Consider the following 23472-nt stretch of genomic DNA (forward strand, 5'->3'; position numbering starts at 1 on the left):
CACGGCACTTGTAGGAAGCATCTGAAATAGCCCCATAGCAGGCCACCGCCCAGGTCGGCCTGTTCTAAGGTCGATGAAGCCAAACCATCTTGACCTCGCCTGACACGCAATTGGAACAGGACGCAAAAGGGACCGGGGCTAAATTGATGCTGTGCGCTTCACTGGTTGGCGCCCAGGCGAGCAACCTCGCCACCTGGCAGGCTGGTCTCAGGCACCGGGCTCAACCAGACATTGACGTTATCCACACTTTCCTGATTCAACTCACCCGCCCAACGGTTGAGCAGGAACAGGTTGGTAATAAAGTCGTACTGCGTTTTCAGCAGGTCCCGGCGCGCCTTGAACTCGTTCTGCACCGCAGTAAGCACATCCACAGCATTGACCACACCGAAGGTGAACGCCTTCTGCGCCGCAACACTGGATTGCTGTGCCGATGACAGCGCGTTGCGGTTAGCCCGGATTTTTTCTACCGCCGCCTGCGCAGTCAGGTAGGCAGTGGTGGTTTCCTTGACCACCTGGCGCCGCACCCCTTCCAGCTGTTCCTCGGCTGCCAGCTGGTCATCGTATAACCCGCGCACCCGAGCGGAAGTGGAGCCACCGCTGTAGATTGGGATTTTCACTCCCAACGAAGCCACATAACTGTCGCTGCGCGGCGCCTGGGTATTGTCGTAGCCCTGGTCGTTCTGCTGCGCACTCAAGCTCAACGACAGTTGCGGATAGTGCTCGCCTTTACCCTCGCGCACCGCTGCATTGGCCGCCTCTGCCCCGCTTTGATAAGACTTCAGCAACGGGTTGTTTTCAACTGCCTGGGTAACCCAGTTCTGTAAGGGGCGGGTGGGCGCCTGCAATGCCACGTCGTTGCGTACACGGCTGAGCGGCTCGGTAATCGGCCGCCCGACGATCTCGGCTAGTGCCTCGCGGCTTACTTGCACCTGATTGCGCGCTTCCACTTCTTGCGCAAGCAAAAAATCTACCCGTGCCTGCATGTCGAGCTTGTCGGTGATTTTGGCCATCTGCCGTTCGAACATGCTGCTGACGCGATCAAGGTTTTTTTGGGTTGCCCGGCGCTCAGCCTGCACCAGCGCCAGCTCGTCGTCCGCAGCCAGCGCCACGAAGTAGCGCTTGGCGAGGTCGACTGTAGCCTCTGCCAGCGTGTCTTCAGCTTCATGTCCTTTTTGATCCTTCACGCTCCTGGACTTCTGGTAGCGCTCCCAGGCTGGCTTGTTGTACAGGTACTGGGTGAGACTGAGCGAATAGGTTTCGGTGTTATAGAGGTCGCGCTCAGCCTCGTTCTTGCGCAGGATGCGGCTGGAGTTGGCATTGGCCGACACCTGGGGCAGCAGGCTACCCAGCGCTGCCCGCTGCTGTTCACTGGCAGAGCGCGCACGCGCGTAAGCGGCAAGGACCCGCGGGTCCTCCAGGCGCGCCTCACGGTACAGTCCCGCCAGGTCCAACACGTAAGTCGAAGCCGAAACCTCTCTTGGCTGCTCACCAGCGGCATCCTTCACTTCCATAGCCACCGTTTGCCAGGCGACCATGCACATCATCACTCCAGGTAACAAACGCAGCACAATCATTCCTCGATCAGCGATTCAGCGAACATGTTGCGCGCTGGTTTCAACAGGTACTGCAGCATGGTGCGGTCGCCTGCGTTGATGAGGACTTCAGCTGGCATGCCGGGCTGAAGCTTGCGGTTGCCAAGTTTTTTCATGCCGTCTTCAGTGACCTTGACGCGGACCAGGTAGTACTGGTCCCCCGAGCGCTCTTCGACCAGGCTGTCGGCCGAGATCCGCGTCAACTTACCTTCGATGACCGGCGTGGTGGCCTGGTTGAACGCAGAGAAGCGGACGTCCGCAGTCTTGCCCAGCTCCAACCGGTCGATGTCCCGAGGGGCCACCTTGGCTTCAACCACAAGCTCCGACTGAGCTGGCACGATATCCAGCAAAGGGGTAGCGGCACTGACCACGCCCCCAATGGTGTGCACTTTCATGTCCAGCACCATGCCGCTTTCCGGCGCGCGGATCACCACCCGTGACAAGCGATCACGCAACGCTGCTTCTTTTTCCTGCAGGTCGAATACCTGAGCCTGAACGTCCGACAGCTCCTTGGCCACGTCGGCATCGAACTTCTTCTTCAACTGCACGATCTGCAGTTCGGTCTCGCCGATCTGCAGTTTGGTCTTGGTAATGCTCGACTGGTGGTCAGCCACTTCAGTCTTCAACATGTCGAGCTTGCGCTCCTGCTCCAGCAAACGCTGGTTGTCAACAAAGCCTTCGGCCAACAACTCCTTCAACTGTTTGATTTCGCCAGAGTACGACTTGTTCAGGCCTGCTTTGGTGCGAATCATGTCGTTCAGACCGGCGATCTGCTGCTGCATTTGCTGGATCCGCTCACGGTTGACCGAGATTTCGCCCAGCAACGAATCGTGGCGGGCCTTGAACACCTGCTGCTCACCGGCCAGCGCTTCTTGCGCGCGGTCAGAATCGGTACCTTCCATTATCACCGACGGGATCGAATCCAAGCCGTCACGCTCGGCACGCAGGCGTGCCTCTTTATAACGGGCAACAATCAGTTGGTTGCGGGTGGACTCATACTCGGCGCTGAGCTGCGACTCATCCAGCACAATCAGCGGATCGCCCTTCTTCACCAGGTCCCCATCGCGGGCATGCAGCTCTTTGACGATGCCGCCCTCCAGGTGCTGAACGGTCTTGCGGTAGTTCTGCACCGTAACCACGCCGGCGCCGTGCACGGCGTTGCTCAAAGGCGCGAAAGCCGCCCAGGTGCCGAAAATGCCGAAGGTGACAAAGACAACGGTCAGCCCGATGCGGCGGATGCCGCGATCCGACGTGGGCAGGTCGTCGAAATTGTGGTCGAACGTAGTGATTGCTTTACTGCTCATCTAGAAATCCTTTCAGGCGCCAGTGCTGGTGGCCGGCGCAACGGCCGCGGGCGCAGAGGGTGCAACTGGCGGGGTAGCGGGGGCCTGCGGGCTCGCAGCCTGGCTGCCGCGCTGAAGCTTGGCTTGCTGGGCAGCCAGCTCGGCAATAACGCGGTCGCGCTCGCCATACAGCGAAATGGAGCCACCGGCCATAACCAAGATGCGGTCCAACCGAGTGAGGATGTTGGGACGGTGCGAGACAATGAACACAGTCGCGCCGGTTTCCTTGAGCTTTTGCAGGGCTACGCCCAGCGCACGCTCGCCCACATCGTCGAGATTGGAGTTCGGCTCGTCGAGCACGATAAGGCGCGGGTTGCCGTAGATCGCACGCGCCAGCCCAATGCGCTGACGCTGGCCGCCCGACAGGTTCACCCCGTCACTGCCGATGACAGTGTCGTAGCCGTCGGGCAGCATCAGGATCATTTCATGCACACCCGCCATTTGCGCTGCCTGCACCACCTTTTCAGGGTCGACCTTGTCGAAACGCGCGATGTTTTCGCTGATGCTGCCCTCGAACAGTTCGATGTCCTGGGGCAGGTAGCCAACATAGGGGCCCAGGGCTTGCTTGTCCCAAGTGGATATATCAGCACCATCAAGGCGTACAACACCGTGCTGCGGCGGCCAGATGCCCATCAATGCACGCACCAAGGTGGACTTACCGGCTGCGCTTGGGCCGACAATACCGACTATGGAGCCGGCGGGGGCGACGAAACTGATACTACGGAGCACCGGGGCTTTGGCGCCAGGCGGAGCGACTATCAGGTTTTCGACCTGAATGTGACCTTCCGGGGCGGGCAACGGCATGCGCTCGGGTTCTTTCTTAAGGTCGTCCATCACCTTGCTTAGACGGTCATACTGTACTTTGGCCGCCACGAAGCCCTTCCAGCTGTTGATCATCTGATCGATCGGCGACAACGCCCGACCGAGTAACAGTGAGCCGGCCATAAGCAGGCCTGGATTGATTTCGTGAGTAATTACAAGATACGCCCCGATCGCCAGCATGAAGGACTGCGACCAGGTTCGGAACATTTTTGACAACGAGCTAACGGCGCCGCCCTTATCGCTAGCCTGCGATTGCAGCAGCATGACATTGCGCTGTCGTTTGGCCCAGCGGTTCATAAGCGTCTCGAGCATACCCATGGACTCGATGACTTCAGCATTTCGCAACGTTTTGGACGTCACCACGTTAGAAGCTACGTTCTCTTTATTCGCAGAAGCTAGCGCTTGGCCTGTTACGCGATGATTAACAACAGCAAGGACGGTCAGGATGGCGCCGCAACCTAACGTCATCCAACCAAACCACGGGTGGAACAGGAACATGATTGCCGTATAAATGGGAAACCATGGCGCATCGAAAAACGCGAACACGCCCGGCCCAGTGAAAAACTGGCGCAATGACGTGAGGTCGTTCAATGACTGAGCTGTAGCATCTCCACCTCCACTGTGGAGGGCCCGTTTGAAGCTTGCCCGGTAAACGTCGCGGCTTAGCAGTACATCTAGTCGATTGCTTATACGCACCATGATTCGCGACCGCACCCACTCGAGCGACCCTAAAATCAACAACAAGAAGGTGAGAATCAAGGTCAGCATCAACAATGTAGATGCACTGCTGGATGGCACGACGCGACCCGACACCTGGATCATGAAGAAGGTAGGCACCAGCATCAGCGCATTGACGAAGAAGCTGAAGAAACCGACCGAAAGGAAGCTGCTTTTACAGGCTTTAAGAGCAGCTTGCAGGTTATTTTCGGATTGTGAACTCATGGTATCCATACTGAGGTAGGCGAAAGCGGCCGGCAGTGTAACACCCGCATCGGGGCAGCTGCGTGTCAGATTGTCCGGAACCGGCTTGTGACTCGTCAAATCACATGAATCATGGAATTTCGATGAGCGTCGATGAAACCATCAAGTGGCCCAGAACCTCGCTACGAGACGACAAACGGCTAAGCGCGGAGAAAAAGTCGTTGAACGAATGTCAAAAAAAAACGCCATGTTCGAGGCTTGCGCTTCAAATCTAGCAACTCGTTGATTTCCCTTAATTTTCTGGCGTACTTTTTTTGCCCATCCGTTTCCATCAGCTCCCGAAAGCCGGCCATGCGGAACGCGAATGCCAGCGCTAAGTTCCCGGCGAATATGAAATTTTTTTTAGAATCTATGGTTGACAACGCTTCCCTCGGACGGCATCTTCGCCACTCGCAGGGAGCCATCACTGGCCGTTTGGTGCACGCACGGGTTTGAGCAAGTTAGCTACCAGTGTTTTTTGTTTAAAAGGAGCTTAACAAAGCCATGTCTATGCCTTCGCAGACCCTTGACGGCCTGAAAATCAGCTCTCGGGTTACGCTGCTCGAGCCGGGCATGTACATCTTCCGCTACGCCTCGCAGCCCCCGGCAGACAAGCCCGTATGCATTGCCTTGCAGCAAGCACCACTGGGCAAAGGCTCCATCGATTTCTTCCCCGCCGAGGGCGTCAGCAAGAACATGCTGACCAAGCTGGGCGACACCATTGTGGCGCGAGTGAAAGGTGGCGTAACCACCGTGCTGATCACCGAATACCATATGTTCGACGAAGTGATAGAACCCGTCGACCTGCGCATCGACCGCATCGACACATCCCCCGCCATCATGCGCACCTACGCCGTGGTCGCCACCGCAGAGCCCGCTCAGGCTATTGCGGCCAGCTCCAAGCCCCTGCCCATCACGCTTACAGCCCACCTGAAAAAGGCGGGTGAAGTGATGTCCAGCGAGGGCTGGGCCGGCCTTCCGGGCACTGACGACTTCATTGAATCGTTTGCCGTCGACTGGGCTGAAAAACCCGTCGGCGTGGATCTGCTTTATACCTGCATGGTGGCCGGCTCCGGCCCCTGCCGCAATGTCTCCACCGGCACCTTTGTCGGCGCTCGTGCTCAAGGCCTGCCGCTGCTGTGCGTAGGTTTTAGCCTGGTAGGGCCATTGCGCAAACACTATGACCTGACAGGCCTGGTGGTGTTCGGCAATGCCGAGCCACAGCGCCTGGTCGCCAATCAGATGATGCATGGCCCCACCGGCAACGAGCCGTTGGTGGCGCTGCATATCGCCTTGACCCCCGTTACGAAGATGAACGCTGCCCGCCTTAAGTCTCCGTGGGAAAACTCTGCAACCGAGCAGAACACTATTGCAGCGGGCCAGATGGCCTGAAGTAACAGGAATACACAATGCAATACGATAATCCCGTACAGAGCAGCGATCTGCTGGCAACCCTGACCGCCGAAAGCGCCAACCTCTCCGACTCCACTATCGAGGCTATCAACAGCCTGCTGAACCTGGATAACGTAGAGACCGTGGAAATCGCTGGCATCAATGGCAACACCGTTCAGCTGCCGGAATCCGGCACTGCCAGCATTGTTCAAGGTACTGTCGAGGGCGCTAAAGGCGACCAGGTCATCGTCGACCTGGCTGCTGCTGAAGCCGCTGGCGTTAATGCCTACGTGCTGCAGTCGGATGCCAACCTGGTAGTCAACCTGGAAGGTAACTCCAACGCTGCACCTGCTGACGCCCAGGTCTTCGCTGCCTTGGCTGCAGTCGACACCTCGGCTATCGACCTGGTAGTTACCACCGGCAACGGTGACGACGTCATCACCGTCAAAGGCGACCAGAACACCCTGATCGACGCTGGCGACGGCAACGACACCATCGTGACTGGCAACGGCGACAATGTCGTTATCGCTGGCGCTGGCAATAACAACGTCACCACCGGTACCGGCGATGACACCATCATCCTGAGCGGTAGCAACCACGCTGACATCGTCAACGCTGGTGCTGGCTACGACGTTGTCCAGCTGGACGGCTCGCGCGATGACTATGCCTTCGCAGTCGGCAACAACTTCAACGTCAACCTGACCGGCAACCAAACCGCTTCGATCACCGACGCTGAGTTCCTGACCTTCGTCAACGGTGAAGAAGTTGAAACTGTTGCCCTGGCCCACAACGACGCAGAAGCTGCTGCCCTGCGCCTGTACCAAGGCATCCTGGACCGCGACGTAGACCAGGAAGGCGCCAAGTTCTTCACTGGTTATGTCAACAACGGTGGTTCGCTGACCGACGTTGCCAATGCCCTGCTGGATTCGTCCGAGTTCGCGGGTGTTAACAACGCCAATGACGTTAACGACCTGTACCAGGCCCTGCTGGGTCGCGGTGCTGCTGATGACGCCGCTTCCAGCGCCTGGACCGACCTGCTGGCCAACGGCGGTAGCCTGGCTGACGTAGCTGCTGCCATCTCGGTTTCGGCCGAAGCTCAGGCACTGGATGCGTCGAACGGTACCTTCGTTGAAAGCCTGTACGAAGCTGCCCTGGGTCGCGAAGCTGACGAAGCTGGCCTGCAAAACTGGGTATCCCAGCTGTTCAACGGCGCTAGCCGTGCCGACATCGCCCAGGCGATCGTAGGCTCTGCCGAAGCGGCGTCGAAAGCCAACTCCGACTTCATCGATTCGCTGTACCAGTCCGCTCTGGACCGTACTGCTGATGACGCCGGCAAGGCGCACTGGGCTGCTCAGCTGGAAGCTGGTGCTTCGCAAGCAGACATTGCCCTGGCAATCGTTGGTTCCGACGAAGCCGTTGCTCACAACGACAACGTTGTTGTACTGCACGGCCAAGTTTAACTAGCCCTGCTGTAGCGCTGCGTATGTCTGGCCTTAGGGCTGGGCATATGCCAAAGGGGCGACTTTCGGGTCGCCCCTCTTTTTATTTTTTTAGCCAAGCCAAGCTTATGTCCAGACAACTCGACCATGGGCGAGAAACGCTCATGGACATTTTCCATCGTCATCGCCTCTCCAATGAAGGCTATGCCGCCAGCGTACTTGAGCGCGCCATGCAAACTGCCGAGCACCGGCCAGAGGCACTGGTATGGAAAGGCATGGCGGCATTAGCGCACAATCCTAAGCTGGCATTTTTATTCTTTATCAACGCAGCCCAATTGTTACCGGACCGTGCTGATGTCCAGGCACTGGTAGGTCGCGCCTTGCTGGCACAAGGGCTTGCAGTGCTCGCCACCCGATACCTCACGCAGGCATGGCAGAAACTACCCGATGACGCCTCCTTGCGTATGCTGCTTTGGCAGGCACGTAGCCAGTCCGAGCCCCCCGCCACACTGCGCAGCATGATTCTTGCCCACTTGCCTGAGATTAATGCGCCCAAAGAATTAGCCCAAGTGATCAAGCTGCTCGCGGCGCAGGCCGACGCCCCTCGTAGGATAGGTGTGGTGCGGTACCTGGAGACACACAGAGAGATCCAGGGATGGGCCATTGACCTTGGCAACCTGCAGGCTCCTGCGTCCTTGAAGATCGAGGCTGACAGCGTGAACGTTGACGCCGTCGCCAGCATACCCCACCCCTTACTCAGCGCTGCCGGCCTTTGCACCACTCATGGCGGCTTGCGTGTAAGTGTGCCAAACCCCAAGGCGCAGGTGCATATCCGCTTCGCCGACAACACCCATCTGGTCGGCAGCCCGGTTTTTGCCATGCCTTCATTTGTGCCACCTGTTGAACAAGGCACACAGGTTGAACAAAAGCACGTGGATGTTTTGATACCGGTTTACAACGGGCTGCACGAAACACTTGAATGCATCAATAGCGCCCTCGAAGCTCGCAAACTTAATCGCACTCCTCATCGCCTGGTCGTGATCGAAGACGCCACCCCCGTGCCGGCTCTGGCAAAAGCGCTGAAAATGCTGGCCGGTAAAGGCAAAATCACGCTGCTGAATAACGCTGTGAACCTGGGTTTCATCCGTACCATGAACCGTGCGATGGCACTGAGCCCTGGCAAGGATGTGGTATGGCTGAATGCCGACACACGGGTACAAGGCAACTGGCTCGACCGCTTGCGCAACATCGCTCACAGTAGCGCAGATATCGCCTCTGTCACGCCATTCACAAACAATGGCGAGCTGATGAGTTTCCCACAAAGCCAAGTCAGCCATGCCATGCCCAATGCTCGTGAGCAGGCAGCGCTGGATGAACTGGCCAAACATGCCAACATCTCTCCCGTCGAGATTGAGACTGGCTGCGGCTTCTGTCTGTATATAAAGCGTGCAGCGCTCAACCAGGTCGGCTACTTGGATGAAGTTTACCTGGCCAGAGGTTATGGCGAAGAAACCGACTGGTGCCTGCGTGCGCGCAGCTTTGGCTGGCGCCACATGGGCGCGCCTAATGTATTCGTGGCGCATCAAGGCGGGATTTCTTTCGGGGCGGAAAAAACACTGCGCGTAGCACAAAACAACGCTATCTTGCGCCGCCGCTATCCAGACGCTTCGGCACGCTATAATACATTCTGCCTGAGGGACCCGATCAAAGCTGCCCGTGACGCGCTACAACGCGCCCGACTGGCCCGCTTCGCACAACAGAGCGATGAACGAAAAGCCTCGCAATGGCCGATGGAGGCAACTCATACGCTGCACATTCATGACGGCACGGGGGCTGATTCTATCCTCTCTCTTGTCTGGCACCGGGACAGCCATCGCACTTGGGTCACATTGAAAGCCCCGCTTGCCCCCTTGCCTTTGGAGCTTGACTACGAGATGCCTGGAGAATTCTCCGAGCTGGTCAAGAACCTGACCGCGCTGCCACTGAAAGACATCGTGCTCGAACACCAGGTCCAGTGCCCCTCCAAGCTCTGCGATCTGCCTTCACTGCTGAACATTCCTTACTCAATCGTATACCGTGACGCACATCTGCAAGGCCTGGACGCTACCTACGATTGGCAGCGCTTTGCCAACCGGGCAGAAAGCGTGGTTTTACCGTGGCAGTCCTGGCAGAGCGCATTCGCCGAGGCGTTCCCACAAGCCAACCTCATTATTCAACCATGCGCCGAACTGCCCACGCCTGCAACCAGCCAACCCAATATATTGCTGATCGGCGACGCCCTGGATGATCCAGACATCATCCAGACCTGGGTTCGCCTTGGCAGACGCATCACTCGAGAGCGGTTACCCCTTACGCTGCTGGTCAAACAAGACACACCGTGGTTTAAAACCTTATCTGCAACAGGTGCGGTTCAAGCACTACCTCAAGTGAAAGGTTTCAGCTTGCCGGAGATTGCCAAGGCGACCGGATGTGATGCTGTGGTCAGTCTTGCCTCTTCTCCTGGAGCGAGATGGCTTGCCCCGGCACTTGCCAGCCAATTCGATTTGCCGTTGTATGCCAGTCGCCATTCCCTGGGCTCGGAAGCAGGGGCGAATTGTATAACCCAATTACCATTTTCATTGAGCAAAACCTGATGAGACAGAACGTCCTGTACGAGCGGCCGGCGGGTCAGGAACCTGTAGCGCTCTCCTCTTTTCGTGGTTGCATTAACGGACTGTACGGGGATGTTCTGCAGGGATGGGCTATTAATATCACGCAGCCAGATCAACGACCCGTGATCGAAATCCTCGTTGATGGGGCCAGTGTCGCGTTGGTCAGGGCAGACCAACATGAGCCCAATGCTCCGCATGGCGATCAATTCCACGGCTTTACCGTACAGCTGCACCGGAGCGTGCTCGCGGATGCCAAGCTGATAACAGCCCAAGTTGCCAATGCAGCCTTTTTGCTCGAAGGTGAGATCCGGTTGCCATCCTATCCAAGGCAGGAAGCTGCTGCGGCAACGTCCCAGATATGGCATACCGGTGGGCTAAGGGTTGCTGGATGGTCCTGGGACCCAGTGGCGCCCAACCGCCATGTTCAGATCACTTTCCGAGAAGGCGAAAGGGTCATCGCGCAGGCCATGTGTAACACTCACCACCAAGCGCTCGCTTATCGCGCCACTAGTGATCATGGCTTTACGGTCGATCTGCCTTGGGAACTGGCGGATGGCAAACTGCACGTTATCGAGGTGGTTAACGACCTTGGTCAGTCGATGCCTGGAAGCCCTATACGCCTATGCTGCTGGCCGGAGGGTCTTGAACGCCTAATTCAACTGCTTGAACCAAGCTATATTTCTGCACCAATAGATCTCGTAGTATCACTGGCTAAAGAACAGAGTTTACGTTTACCCAAAAGCGCAGGCTGGCGGCATTACCCACAGTGGTACGAGGCGTTTCAAAAACACGGTATCCTCCCTACCCCAACAACACATATCAAACCAGGCCTTCTACTGCTCAGTGAGGGCGACGCTGCTCTCGAACAAATTAGTCTCCAAAGCCTGAGATCGGGTCATGACATAATTCATGAGATCGCAAAGTGCTCTTCCGCCAACGTAAGAATTGGTTTGGAGCAACTTTTAAAGGCTGGTTGCGAGTGCATTATCCCAATAACTGCCGGCGCTCGGATGGCCAACCAATCGTTACCTCATCTATGTGCAGTGCTGGAAGATGGGAGCGCCTGGGCCTTTGCGGATTGTGATATTGAAGGACCACAAGGTCAACGATGCGCACCATGGTTCAAACCGGTATGGGATATAGACCTATTTATCGGCGCGGATATTTTCTCCGAGGGAGCAATTTACGGAAGCGCTATTGTCCGAGACGCCCTCACTTTACTCGATGCCGATGGGAGTGCACGAAGTATAACCTGGGACGATCTCATGGCCGCTGTGGCTCTAGCTACCGAGCAAGGCGGTAAGATCGTTTCGCACTTGCCCCGTATTCTCTACCACCGCGCAACGAATTCTTGGCCAAGTCCTGAGCAAGCTCCACCTTCAAAGGAGCGAGAGGACGCAGTGTCGTGGTTGTGCGAGCGCTTAGTCCCAGGTACACGAATCAGTGCTGTACCAGAATATCCAGCGTTGCTCCGGGCACACTGGCCTCTTCCTCAGAAACTACCTCGTGTAAGCCTGATTGTGCCAACGCGCGATCAGTATAAATTATTGCACGCATGTATCGAAGGCCTACTAAAAGGCACGGACTACCCGAACCTCGAAATCATTGTTGTTGATAATCAGTCTAGTGACCCGCAAACGCTAGCTTACCTGGAAGAGATAATTGAGCGAGGTGTCAAGGTGGTGAACCACCCACACCCGTTTAATTACTCGACGATCAACAACCGGGCCGCAAGTTACGCCACTGGCGAGATAATTGGACTTGTAAATAACGATATTGAAATCATCGAGGACGGCTGGCTGAAAGAAATGGTTTCCCAGATTATGCGCCCTGACGTTGGTGTAGTAGGCGCGAAATTGCTATGGCCTAATCGGATGGTCCAGCATGCGGGCGTTGTAGTGGGGGTGAATGGCTTAGCCGCTCATACAGGTAATGCCTTGGAACAACGAGATCCCGGTTATTTAGGAATGAATCAAATAAGCAGAGAGCAGAGCGCGGTCACAGCAGCATGCTTGCTGATTCGAAAAAGTGTATTTGAAACAGTTGAAGGCTTGGATGAAAGAGCATTCCCTGTAGCCTTCAATGATGTTGATTTGTGCTTGCGCATCCATAAGCACGGCTTGCGAGTTATATGGACGGCATTCGCTCAGCTAGTCCATGCTGAATCTGCCAGCCGAGGTAAGGATGAGAGCTTGGAAAAACAATCGCGCGCATTGCGGGAACAAAAGAACTTCCTCGACAAATGGGCTGGTTTTTCTGATCCATTTTACAACCCTTCGTTAAGCCTCGATTACTTGACCGGTCCGTACGGAGGCTTGTCACTCCCGCCGAGAGTCGAAGTAGCCAGACACAAATTATGCAACTCGCTAAGACATAAAACTCACCTCGACTCGAAGTGAAAAGAAAGCAATCTGAATTGAGTTTTCAGTTTCGAAATAACCACAACCGTTTACGGCGCCCCAATAAGCCACTCAAATTTATAGATCCACAGGGATGAACTGCAATAATGATCAGTCACAACATTAAAGCCAACCTCAATTCAGGGCTTTTCGGAGCAGTTGATGATGTACGTACCACTGGCGCATCAGGCTGGCTAATTGACATCTCCAGCATTCAAGAAACCCATAAAATCAACGCTTTCTTAAATGACATACTGATCGGCTCGACGACCACTTCGCTACTTCGAGAAGACATTAGCTCGATTATCAAGCAAGATGTTTATTGTGGATTTAACATCCCATGGAATAAAGACGCCCTTTCAAAAATAATTAGCAATACGACTGACCAGACGGAACTCAAGCTGAGATTCGAGCTCGACGGCAACTCTCAAGGTATCACTATTTTGCAGCCGCCTGAAACTCAGAACATCAGATCCTGGATAAAAAATGATACAATTTTTGGAAACTTGGACTGCATTGACAACAACTTGGTTGCTCATGGCTGGGCTATAAACACCCACGAAAAAGGAAGAACAAAAGTACAAATTTTTGTTAACGGGGCCCATGCTGTCACAAGCGAGGCGAAGCTTGCGCGACCAGATCTCGCAGTGTTGAAACCATCCCAAATACTCTCTGGATATAAAATTGCCATTCCTCCTAGCTATATCGACTCACTGAGCTATAGTGTCGAAGCAGTGGTAGATGGACAACGCCTCCCTGGATCACCACAACAAATCGACCTATCTGGAAAAGCGTCCATAACCACCCCTAAGGTTGTTAAAGGGAAGCTCACCGCACAACTTGAAAACTGGCCTGGCAATAAAATTTCGGCTGAAATACATATTAACGGCAAATTAGAAAGCAGCGTCTACTTTATCCGGGGAGAGGACGGCCCAAATGGTGCCGTAACATGTGCTTGGAAGATGCCGGACCACCTAGCTGATGGGCAGCCAAAAATCTATACAATTTTAATCAAAAGCCCTCAGAGAACCATTCGGAGCGACGCCGCTACAATTTCCTTCCCAAGTTACACATTGCACATTGATAATGTCTCCCCTGAAGGACTGTATGGTTGGGCATTTAGCAATGATATTAGTCACTCACTAAGCCTGGCTCTTTGGAGAGGCGACAAGCTTCTCTGCACTACCAAGGCTGACATTTACAGGCCCGACGTGAAGGAAGCTCACGTTACCCAACACGTAAAGTGCGGCTTCGCATTTAAAATCCCGAATCAAGGGGCCATAGAAAGCGCTGAATATGTGATCAAAGAATTACAGTCCGGCATCAAACTAGCCAAAATCAATTTTGCGACCCCGTACGAGTCTTTAGCACGGCTTGCCAGTGACATTGCTAGAGACTCTTCTGAATCAACAACAGTTACACTGAAAACTCTTTTGTCGCAAGCCGTAATGCAGCAGACTAAATCGAGCATATTCACAGCGGAACTAATGCCCTCCGACCGAAAGCCAGCTAAAAATGATGCAATTGATATCATCATCCCAATCTATGGCGGAGCGTCTGAGACGATTGAGTGCATAGAAAGCGTACTCGCCGCGAAAAACAAGAAGAAGGCTAGATTTGTCCTTATTAACGATTGCACTCCGGACCCTCTGATCAGCAAATACTTAATCGCGCTCGAAGCCCGTAAAGTTGACAACTTATTAGTTATCCATAGAACTCAGAACGGTGGTTTCTCCGAGGCTGTTAATATCGGTTTCAGCATAGCTGATAATAGGGACGTAATTCTTCTAAATGCTGACACTGTTGTACAAAACCACTGGATTGACCGCATATGTGCCGCCGCTGAAGACGACAGCAGGATCGGCACAATCACTCCCCTCTCCAATAACGCCGAAATTTGCACCGCACCATATATGTGCAAGTCGCTGAATATTGAAGACATTGAATTTGCCGCCCAAGTTGATCGAAAAGCGTCAATTGTTAATAGTAGAAAAATGATAGATATCCCGGTAGCTATCGGTTTTTGTATGTTCATTCGCCGCGAATGCCTTAACGAGATTGGCCTCTTTGACGCTGCAAAATGGGGTAGAGGCTACGGCGAGGAAGTTGATTTTTGTATGAAAGCCACCGCTCAAGGATGGCGACATACAATGCTCAGCGACACCTTTGTCGTACATCGGGGCAATGTTTCCTTTGGGGATGAAAAATTAGAGCGAGTAAAAGAGAGCGCTCGAAAGATCTCCCAAATTTATCCTTTCTACGATGGACTGATTCAACGATTCATTAAAACCGACCCCGGTCGTGAGCTTCGTAGAAACTTGAATTTAGCCGTCATCAGCGATTTACTACCTAAAAACCGGACCTTACATCTAACTCATAAATTTGGCGGTGGCACTGAACAATACGTCAATGACATGGAGCTGCTGAATATCCAAGAAGGCAGTGCACCTATAACTCTGAAGTTTGAATCTAACGGATGTTCAACACTTTGTTTCGATATGACAGATCATCACCAAGGCGGCTTCTTCGTTACTAATCATGAAGAGCATTACATGCCAAGTGAATCTGACAGCTTGATTCGAGACCTTGCATTACTCAAGCTAAGCAACGTGCATATCCATTCACCTTATGGCGTTCAACCAAAACTGCTGAATTGGTTATCAAAACACTCGTTCGTTATTACAGTACACGATTACGCATGGATTTGCCCACAAGTGACGCTAACCCCCGGGGGGAAACCGTTTGAAGGGGATGAACATCATGACTGTAATATCTGCATGAACCTGTATCAACCGCATCCTGCTTTAGAACATTTCGTCACAGCAGAAAAAAGCGTTGACAAATACAGAGGCAACTTCACTGATTTGTTTGCAAAAGCAAAAACCATCTTGGTGGGTGCCACTGACGTACGAGACCGAATGATTCGATTCGGAATGAAGGGGAAATATAAGATAATACCGCATGCCGCCCCTGAAGCCTCGATATTCCATCAGGTGGAGAGGCTTCCAGAAATACCTCACTCTGGCCCTATAAAAGTGGCGATGATTGGTGGCATCAGTGAGATAAAAGGCTATTTCACACTAGTTGAATGTGCCCGGGAAGCCGAACTTAAAAACCTACCTCTCGAGTTTATAGTATTCGGTCACACAATGAACGACCAACACCTGTCAGGCTTTAGAAATATAACCGTTTTAGGCAGATACAAAGATGCAGAGCTATTTGATCTTATAAGTTCAAATCGACCGCACTTGGCGCTTTTCCCAAGCAACTGCCCCGAAACGTTTTCTTACACGCTCAGTCATGCATTTCGCATGGGGTTGTGGCCAGTAGCCACCGACCTTGGTGCTCCAGCTGAACGTATCAAAGCTAGCAAATTCGGCACCGTTTACAATGGTGATATCTCAACTAGCGATCTGCTTCAGCTTATTATTCAGGAAGGTCTGAAAAGCAAGGAGCGGTGCTCCCATAAACTTGACAAAGAACACATTTCTTATCCTACCTCTTATAACGAGTACATAGCACCGATCACTTTTAATTAAGTCTAAGTGCAGGGCAGCATATTAAACTATGCTGCCCTCATCACCTCACCCAACCAAAAAATCAGCCTATTTCATTCTAAGCATCACCAACCAAAAAATAGAATTAACCAATAAATTCATGACACACTCGCTTTAGCTTTATATATGTCAACATCTACAAACGGCGAGGGCGGCGTAATAATGAAACGCTGATTTGTTTGCAAAATGACAAGATCCGGCTTGTACCGCTCAACCATATTTTTGTCAACCGCACCAGTTGTGTGCACAAAAACAACTTGAGAAAAAATATTCGCAGCGTGCGCCAAGAAGTTATTAGCTGAACTACCACCGAATATCAACAGCGTACTTGTATTCTCAGCACAAGCATTAGTGTATCGCTTGACATTGCCGTGATTGATTATTTTGTTATCTTCAACCAGTTCACAACCTAAACTGGGTAATGTTTTTAGCCGAACTGACCTTACGGGAGGTGTCAACCTATCTCCTAGGTCCCCTCTTATAGAAACCACCTCATAATTGGAGGTGGCTTTAGAAAGTTTCTCTTCCCCAAGCATACGAAGTGCTTTCGAGAAAGCTATATTAGCGCCATGATCTGTCCAATGTGTTTCAGCAGCATCGTAGCTTAAATATTTTTGTTCGCGCAACTCCTTCAACGGCCATGCTATCGTCGCTCCGTATCCGGACAAGAACCTATCGACCAAGGTACGCCCCCCGCGCTCGAAGGGATACTCTTCGCGCATAACCTCTTCTTTAGATGGAGCCAGAAGAAATATATATTTGCAACCACCATTAAAATACAAATCAATAGCCGAAAAATAATTTTTCCAGCGCGCATCCCAATCATTACCAACTTGCTTCAAACCACGATACTGCGCCACGCTTCCGTTGGTATCCTTATCCAGGAAAATCCACCCCGTGCTCCCGATGACAACATTCGGCGGCACAAACTTTATACATGCAGCTGCTTGAAAAATACCGCTGACCACCACCCCAATCTCAAACTCATGACCGCTAATATCGATCTCGCTTCTAAAACCGCAGTATGGCTGCACTATAACATTTGGCCCTCCTCCGACAGAATGCTTTCGAAGGACATCGCGCCTTGACACACTAAGCGGAATATTTACCACTCCCCTTCCATCACGGATACTTAGGGTGTCGATTGCGACATCTTGACTACCAAGCACCCACCCCTCTAGAACAAATCTAGTCCGGTCTTGGTTCACCGCAAGCATCTTAATCGAATCGAGATACCATTGAAACTCAAAATCACGATTGGAAAGCACTTCGCACTTAGCTTCAAACATTAATGATACCCTCTCCTTTTACTTACCAGCTTTTACTCAACCAATCATAGCCCTGCCACCCACTCACCGCAAAGCTATATCCCAGTTAGTATGCTCTTTTACAACCTTCGCTGGAACACCTACTGCCACGCAGTTATTAGGCACATCAGAGGTAACAATGGAGGCTGCCCCGATTACAGAATTATCACCAATTTTGACACCTTTCATCACTTTAACAGAGGAAGCCAACCAGACATGTTCTCCGATATGTATATCTTGCGCCTTATTTATCCGCTCACCGGTAGCAACATCATATATAGTGTGCATATCGCTAGTCATAATACTAACGTCACTAGCAATAAGACACCTATCCCCAATAAAAATACGAGAAGGCTCATGCGCATACAGCCTAGAGGACCAAGTGCATGAAACTCCACGACCCACAAAAATTTCGCATTCGTCAGCACAGTAAATATCAATACTAGCCAACTGAGATCGCTCTCCCAAGCTTACATTGCACCTACTCCCCAATACTATGGACGCGGACTTCAACACACACTGACTTGCAATTTTAAGTACATTACCACTCCCCTTCAGAACGATACGAGCACTTGATTTCTCCATAACATCCGGATCAATCAATAGAATATTATCTTGCCCGAGATCCGATACAGTAATAGCCACTCTCCATCCCCTCCGGATAACTATTCCAAGAATAGACAATATAAGATAGTTCCAATTCCAGAAATATGCAAGCGTTGAACGTATAGCTATTTGAGCCAAAAAGCGATAAATCTGGTGCTTTGACTTAAGGGCGTCCCTCATCTCTGGCCTCAGCCTGGATACCTTGGCGAACATGTAAAATACTGTTGGTTAGTTACTCGTTCGGATTGCTTACAAAGAATTGGTAGTCTTCCAAAACTAACTCAGATTACAATGGACATCGGCCCCGCCCACACCTGAGTGTGGCCGTCAGCTTTTTACCCAAACAACCAAGGACACTAAATGATATTGGTAACAGGCGGAGCCGGCTTCATCGGCTCAAATTTCGTACTGCAATGGTGTGCGCACAATGAGGAACCCGTCCTCAACCTCGACGCCCTGACCTACGCAGGCAACCTGGCCAACCTGCAGCCGCTGGAAGGCAACCTTCAGCATCGCTTTGTGCAAGGCAATATTTGCGATGCTGCGCTTCTGACCAAGCTGTTCGCAGAGCACCGCCCGCGCGCCGTGGTTCACTTCGCGGCGGAATCCCATGTAGACCGCTCAATCACCGGCCCCGAAGCGTTTGTCGAAACCAACGTGATGGGCACGTTTCGCTTGCTTGAAGCCGCCCGGGCGCATTGGAATAGTTTGGAAGGTGCAGAGAAGGAGGCCTTCCGTTTCCTCCATGTCTCTACCGACGAAGTCTACGGCACACTAGGGCCAAACGACCCGGCGTTCACCGAAACCACGCCGTACGCGCCGAACAGCCCATACTCCGCCAGCAAGGCAGCCAGCGACCATCTGGTACGCTCGTATTTCCATACCTACGGCATGCCGGTACTCACTACCAACTGCTCCAACAATTACGGGCCGCTCCACTTCCCGGAAAAACTGATCCCGCTGATGATCGTCAACGCACTCGCCGGTAAGGCGCTGCCTGTCTATGGCGACGGCCAGCAAATCCGCGACTGGCTGTATGTCGAAGATCACTGCTCGGGCATCCGTCGCGTACTGGAAGCCGGTGCGTTCGGCGAGACGTACAATATTGGCGGCTGGAATGAAAAAGCCAACATTGACATTGTGCGTACACTCTGCAGCCTTCTCGACGAGATGGCACCTGCGGCATCGCGCCAGGTAATCAATCAGAAGACCGGCGAGCCTGTCGAACAGTATGCAGAACTCATCGCCTACGTAACCGACCGCCCAGGCCATGACCGCCGTTATGCCATCGATGCACGCAAGATCGAGCGGGAGCTCGGCTGGAAACCTGCCGAAACCTTCGAGACGGGCATTCGAAAGACAGTCGCTTGGTACTTGGCCAACCAGAAATGGGTAAAAGGTGTCATGGACGGCAGCTACCGTGACTGGGTGGCACAACAATACGGGGCAAATAAAGCGTGAAAATCCTGCTGTTGGGGAAAAACGGGCAAGTAGGCTGGGAGCTACAGCGCGCCTTGGCGCCGCTGGGTGAGGTCATTGCGCTGGATCGTCAGGGGGCCGAGGGCTTATGTGGCGACTTGTCCAACCTGGACGGCTTGGCCGCTACGATTCGTCAGCTGGCGCCGGACGTGATCGTCAACGCTGCTGCCTACACTGCAGTGGATAAAGCTGAGAGCGATCAGGCACTGGCTGCAATGATCAATGCCGCGGCTCCTGCTGTATTAGCACGTGAAACAGCAGCTTTGGGCGCCTGGTTGATTCACTATTCCACCGATTATGTATTTGACGGCAGCGGCAGTCAGCGCTGGGAGGAAACTGCGCCTACCGGCCCCCTTTCGGTCTACGGCCGGACCAAGCTGGAAGGCGAGCATGCCATTCTCGCCAGCGGCGCCAAGGCCGTGGTACTGCGCACCAGCTGGGTGTATGCTGCGCGCGGGCACAATTTTGCCAAGACCATGCTGCGCCTGGCGGCGGAGCGTGAGACGTTGAGCGTGGTAGCAGACCAATTTGGCGCACCCACGGGCGCTGACCTGATCGCCGACGTTACTGCACACATCCTGCGGCAAATCTTCAATGGGCAAGACAACCGTCACCTGGCAGGGATTTACCACTTGGCTGCGTCCGGTGAAACCTCTTGGCATGGTTTTGCTCAGTTCGTGCTGGCGCATGCTCAACGCACTGGCGTAGCGCTGAAAGTGACAGCTGATAAGGTTGCCGCAATCAGCACCGAAGCTTATCCAGTACCTGCACCACGTCCGCGCAACTCGCGCCTGGCACTGGGCAAACTGGAAAACACGTTCAATTTCAAAATGCCGCTTTGGGAGCAAGGCGTGCAACGTATGCTGGACGAAATCCAGTAATAGGGACTCTCATGGCTCGTAAAGGAATTATTCTGGCCGGCGGTTCGGGTACACGCCTGCATCCGGCCACACTTTCGGTTTCGAAGCAGCTGCTGCCGGTGTATGACAAACCGATGATCTACTACCCGCTGAGCACCCTGCTGCTCGCTGGTATCCGGGACATCCTGATCATTTCCACCCCGCAGGACACCCCGCGCTTCGAACAGCTGCTGGGCGATGGCAGCCAGTGGGGCCTGAACCTGTCATACGCAATACAACCAAGCCCGGATGGCTTGGCGCAAGCGTTCACCATCGGCGCTGACTTCATCGGTAACGACCCTTCTGCGTTGGTTCTCGGTGACAATATTTTCTACGGCCATGACTTCCAGGCACTGCTATTGAACGCAGATAAACGTGAATCCGGTGCTTCAGTATTCGCTTATCATGTTCATGACCCAGAACGCTATGGCGTAGCGGAGTTTGACGATAGCGGTCGCGTATTGTCGCTGGAAGAAAAACCGGCAGTTCCAAAGTCTAGCTATGCGGTCACCGGCCTGTATTTCTATGACAATCAGGTAGTCAATCTGGCTCGCGAGCTGAAGCCTTCCCCACGTGGCGAGCTGGAAATCACCGACCTCAACAACCTTTACTTGCAGCAGCAGCAGTTGCAGGTCGAAATCATGGGCCGTGGCTATGCGTGGCTCGACACCGGCACGCACGACAGTCTGCTGGAGGCTAGCCAGTACATCGCAACCATGGAGCGCCGTCAGGGCTTGAAAGTCGCCTGCCCTGAGGAAATTTGCTACCGCGCTGGCTGGATCAACGCTGAGCAACTCGAGTGCCTGGCTCAACCACTGCTGAAAAACGGTTATGGCAAGTATCTGCAGAACTTGCTGAAAGAGAAGGTGTTCTGATGCAAGCCATTCCGCTGGATATCCCCGAAGTCGTGCTGTTTACCCCCAAGGTTTTTGGCGACGAACGTGGTTTCTTCTACGAGAGCTTCAACGCCCGTGTTTTCAGCGAAGTGACCGGCCTGCAGCCCGACTTCGTACAAGACAACCACTCGCGCTCGGTAAAAGGCGTGCTCCGTGGCCTGCACTATCAGCTGGCACCTCACGCCCAGGGCAAGCTGGTGCGTGTGGTGCAAGGCGAAGTCTTCGATGTTGCGGTGGATATCCGTCGCTCGTCCACAACCTTCGGTAAATGGGTAGGTGCGGTGTTGTCGGCCGAGAACAAGAACCAGCTGTGGATCCCGCCAGGGTTCGCACACGGGTTCGTCACGTTGAGTGAAACCGCAGAGTTCCTCTACAAGACCACCGACTTCTACTCGCCGCAGTGCGAGCGCTGCATTGCCTGGAATGATCCGGCAGTGGGTATCGAATGGCCCATCGACTCCGTACCAAGCTTGTCTGGCAAGGACCAGCTTGGGGTCGCATTGGCTGACGCCGAACTGTTCGACTAACGGTTTTAGCGGAGAAGGGCTGCGATAGCGCAGCCTTGTCTCTGAACACATGCCATACCGGGTCTTGCCGATAGTGGCGTTTTTCACACGCCACTAAGAAGCAACCGCTGCATGGCCTGGCAAATAATCAGAATTTGCCCCTTCCTTGTAGGCCATTTCCCAAAGATACCCCTGCGCCTGTTTTCCATTGCACACGTTAATCGTGAGACTTAGTCTCGACCCGTCGCTGCCAAATCAGTGACCGGTTTTGGCAGGCCGTCAATTGTTGTCCGTGTGCTTACGCTTATGGCGGCTGTACGTGCGGGCCCCCTCATGTGTGCCGAGTGCCAACAATCTCGGTCTGTCAACCCAAGTACAACTGCCACCCTCCCGTTTGACAGCGAGGTGGATAGCAGCTCAACCATTGCTGGAGTGTAACCATGTTGAAAATAGCTCCTGATCCACCTCTCAGCACCATTTGTCTTGAAGATATTGGTCCAGCCACGGTTTACGCGCTATGCGCCGCTATCCCCGTGCATCAAGCGATGTTGCTGCAGCCCAAGGCCCCAGCGTCGATTGTGATGATGACGTCCATGTATGAACAGGAGACGCTGCTGCCCTTGCTTTGGGCCGCAGCTGCTGCAGTTACATATGCCCTCTTAGCCAAAAACGTCTCATTGAGGCTTAACTGATTGTGTCGCCCGGGTTGGGTCTATCGCAGGCAAAACAGCCTCGCCTTTCAGGCTGCGATCTTTGCACGTTGGCGCTTGTGCAACTGATGTGGGGGATGGCCGGGGTGCCCCCTACCCAGGCTGCAGCGATTTCGGGAAATTGAACAATGTCTACGGTAGGAAACCTAATTCACTGTCGGCAAAACCAGTCGCCCCCTCTTCCGCATCGAAGCCGGCATCCCATGCCAGAGCTCTCGGGAACAGGTCTCAGAGCTGATGGCTACACACGGGACATGACCCTGGACGGATTGATGGAAAACAAACCGCAACTGATCTGGGCTTCACACTGTGTATGCGCGTTGGCTCAAGCGCTGATGGATGATGCCGAGCTAGGCATGATGTGCTGAGCGACCTGTTACAGCGATGGCTCCGGTGCCATGCAGGCCGACGGATATGGCATGGCCGCCATCTGCTTTTCCTGAAGGGGGATTCTGGCTACAATGCCGCCCCTTTCAGCGGAGCAAGAGGCTGCCGGCGTAAAAAAGGCCAAGTAAGTGAACAGGGCGCTCAACAGCCTGTTATCGGCGCTTCAAGCACTCCACGGGCTTGAAGGCCCAGCGACTCAGGTAATCAGCACCCCATGCCCCCATCTACCAGCAACAGGCTTTACACCCTCGATGTCCTGCGCGGCTTTGCCGCCTTGTGCGTCGTGTTCTGGCACTGGCAGCACTTTTTCTATGTGGGCAGTACACCCGCACAATTTGACCCGACCCTGCAGCCGTTGTTCAGCCAGTTCAAGATGTTGTATCAGCATGGCGGTATGGCGGTGCAACTGTTCTTTACCTTGTCCGGCTTTGTGTTCTACTGGCTGTTCGCCGCCGAGGTGGCCGACCGCTCGCTACCTGCCGCGCGCTTCGCATGGGACCGCTTCAGCCGTTTATACCCCCTACACA

The 23472-nt window shown here is 53.7% G+C and carries 16 protein-coding genes and 1 pseudogene; 12 read left to right on the plus strand and 5 right to left on the minus strand.

Annotated features, from left to right (window positions below; translation table 11 throughout):
- Window positions 1–158 precede the first annotated feature (158 nt).
- From ACF8O8_RS06895 to ACF8O8_RS06905, 3 genes are read right to left on the minus strand one after another with little or no spacing between them, the layout of a single operon-like run.
- The gene (locus ACF8O8_RS06895) at window positions 159–1574 is read right to left on the minus strand and encodes a TolC family outer membrane protein (protein ID WP_392509426.1); all 1416 of its coding nucleotides are present in this window, start codon (window positions 1572–1574) and stop codon (window positions 159–161) included.
- Window positions 1571–2896 (minus strand): HlyD family type I secretion periplasmic adaptor subunit, encoded by a 1326-nt coding sequence (locus ACF8O8_RS06900; RefSeq protein ID WP_020190509.1) that lies wholly within the window; start codon window positions 2894–2896, stop codon window positions 1571–1573. The genes ACF8O8_RS06895 and ACF8O8_RS06900 overlap by 4 nt, the downstream gene beginning before the upstream one ends.
- Before the next feature lie 12 nt (window positions 2897–2908).
- Complete coding sequence (locus tag ACF8O8_RS06905; protein ID WP_029380702.1) at window positions 2909–4699, minus strand: type I secretion system permease/ATPase; 1791 nt, start codon at window positions 4697–4699, stop codon at window positions 2909–2911.
- A 528-nt stretch (window positions 4700–5227) separates the two neighbouring features.
- On the opposite strand from ACF8O8_RS06905, the gene ACF8O8_RS06910 reads away from it, so the two are divergent.
- The 5 genes from ACF8O8_RS06910 to ACF8O8_RS06930 all read left to right on the plus strand — a co-directional run bounded on the left by ACF8O8_RS06910 (window position 5228) and on the right by ACF8O8_RS06930 (window position 16137).
- Complete coding sequence (locus ACF8O8_RS06910; protein ID WP_019752280.1) at window positions 5228–6109, plus strand: hypothetical protein; 882 nt, start codon at window positions 5228–5230, stop codon at window positions 6107–6109.
- A gap of 17 nt (window positions 6110–6126) precedes the next feature.
- Window positions 6127–7569, plus strand: coding sequence for a DUF4214 domain-containing protein (locus ACF8O8_RS06915; protein ID WP_064590868.1), 1443 nt, complete (start codon window positions 6127–6129; stop codon window positions 7567–7569).
- 143 nt (window positions 7570–7712) lie between these two features.
- Window positions 7713–10181 carry a glycosyltransferase gene (locus ACF8O8_RS06920; RefSeq protein WP_392509427.1) on the plus strand — a complete coding sequence of 823 codons (2469 nt, stop codon included), beginning with the start codon at window positions 7713–7715 and terminating at the stop codon, window positions 10179–10181.
- The gene (locus ACF8O8_RS06925) at window positions 10181–12598 is read left to right on the plus strand and encodes a glycosyltransferase (protein ID WP_392509435.1); all 2418 of its coding nucleotides are present in this window, start codon (window positions 10181–10183) and stop codon (window positions 12596–12598) included. Before ACF8O8_RS06920 ends, ACF8O8_RS06925 begins: the two co-directional genes overlap by 1 nt.
- Before the next feature lie 107 nt (window positions 12599–12705).
- Window positions 12706–16137, plus strand: coding sequence for a glycosyltransferase (locus tag ACF8O8_RS06930; RefSeq protein WP_392509428.1), 3432 nt, complete (start codon window positions 12706–12708; stop codon window positions 16135–16137).
- 116 nt (window positions 16138–16253) lie between these two features.
- Here ACF8O8_RS06930 and ACF8O8_RS06935 read toward each other — a convergent pair whose 3' ends face one another.
- Together ACF8O8_RS06935 and ACF8O8_RS06940 are read right to left on the minus strand one after the other, a co-directional pair.
- Entirely contained in the window at window positions 16254–17444 is a 1191-nt protein-coding gene (locus ACF8O8_RS06935) for a hypothetical protein (protein WP_392509429.1), read from the minus strand.
- A gap of 63 nt (window positions 17445–17507) precedes the next feature.
- Complete coding sequence (locus tag ACF8O8_RS06940; protein ID WP_392509430.1) at window positions 17508–18281, minus strand: acyltransferase; 774 nt, start codon at window positions 18279–18281, stop codon at window positions 17508–17510.
- A gap of 147 nt (window positions 18282–18428) precedes the next feature.
- On the opposite strand from ACF8O8_RS06940, the gene rfbB reads away from it, so the two are divergent.
- The 7 genes and pseudogenes from rfbB to ACF8O8_RS06975 all read left to right on the plus strand — a co-directional run.
- On the plus strand, window positions 18429–19529 hold the full coding sequence (rfbB, locus tag ACF8O8_RS06945) for a dTDP-glucose 4,6-dehydratase (protein ID WP_392509431.1): 1101 nt from the start codon (window positions 18429–18431) through the stop codon (window positions 19527–19529).
- Entirely contained in the window at window positions 19526–20428 is a 903-nt protein-coding gene (gene rfbD / locus ACF8O8_RS06950) for a dTDP-4-dehydrorhamnose reductase (RefSeq protein WP_010952821.1), read from the plus strand. Before rfbB ends, rfbD begins: the two co-directional genes overlap by 4 nt.
- Before the next feature lie 11 nt (window positions 20429–20439).
- Window positions 20440–21321, plus strand: a complete 882-nt coding sequence (gene rfbA / locus ACF8O8_RS06955) for a glucose-1-phosphate thymidylyltransferase RfbA (protein WP_010952820.1) — start codon at window positions 20440–20442, stop codon at window positions 21319–21321.
- Window positions 21321–21869 carry a dTDP-4-dehydrorhamnose 3,5-epimerase gene (gene rfbC, locus ACF8O8_RS06960; protein ID WP_010952819.1) on the plus strand — a complete coding sequence of 183 codons (549 nt, stop codon included), beginning with the start codon at window positions 21321–21323 and terminating at the stop codon, window positions 21867–21869. Before rfbA ends, rfbC begins: the two co-directional genes overlap by 1 nt.
- Window positions 21870–22288: 419 nt before the next feature.
- The gene (locus ACF8O8_RS06965) at window positions 22289–22540 is read left to right on the plus strand and encodes a hypothetical protein (RefSeq protein WP_392509432.1); all 252 of its coding nucleotides are present in this window, start codon (window positions 22289–22291) and stop codon (window positions 22538–22540) included.
- 204 nt (window positions 22541–22744) lie between these two features.
- A pseudogene (locus ACF8O8_RS06970) lies at window positions 22745–22926 on the plus strand (DUF3077 domain-containing protein).
- Between the two features lie 233 nt (window positions 22927–23159).
- Window positions 23160–23472 (plus strand): acyltransferase family protein (locus ACF8O8_RS06975; RefSeq protein WP_392509433.1); only part of this gene is annotated, 313 nt, incomplete at its 3' end.

The sequence above is a fragment of the Pseudomonas sp. TYF_14 genome, assembly GCF_043105275.1.
In the GTDB taxonomy this organism is placed as follows: Bacteria; Pseudomonadota; Gammaproteobacteria; order Pseudomonadales; family Pseudomonadaceae; genus Aquipseudomonas; species Aquipseudomonas alloputida.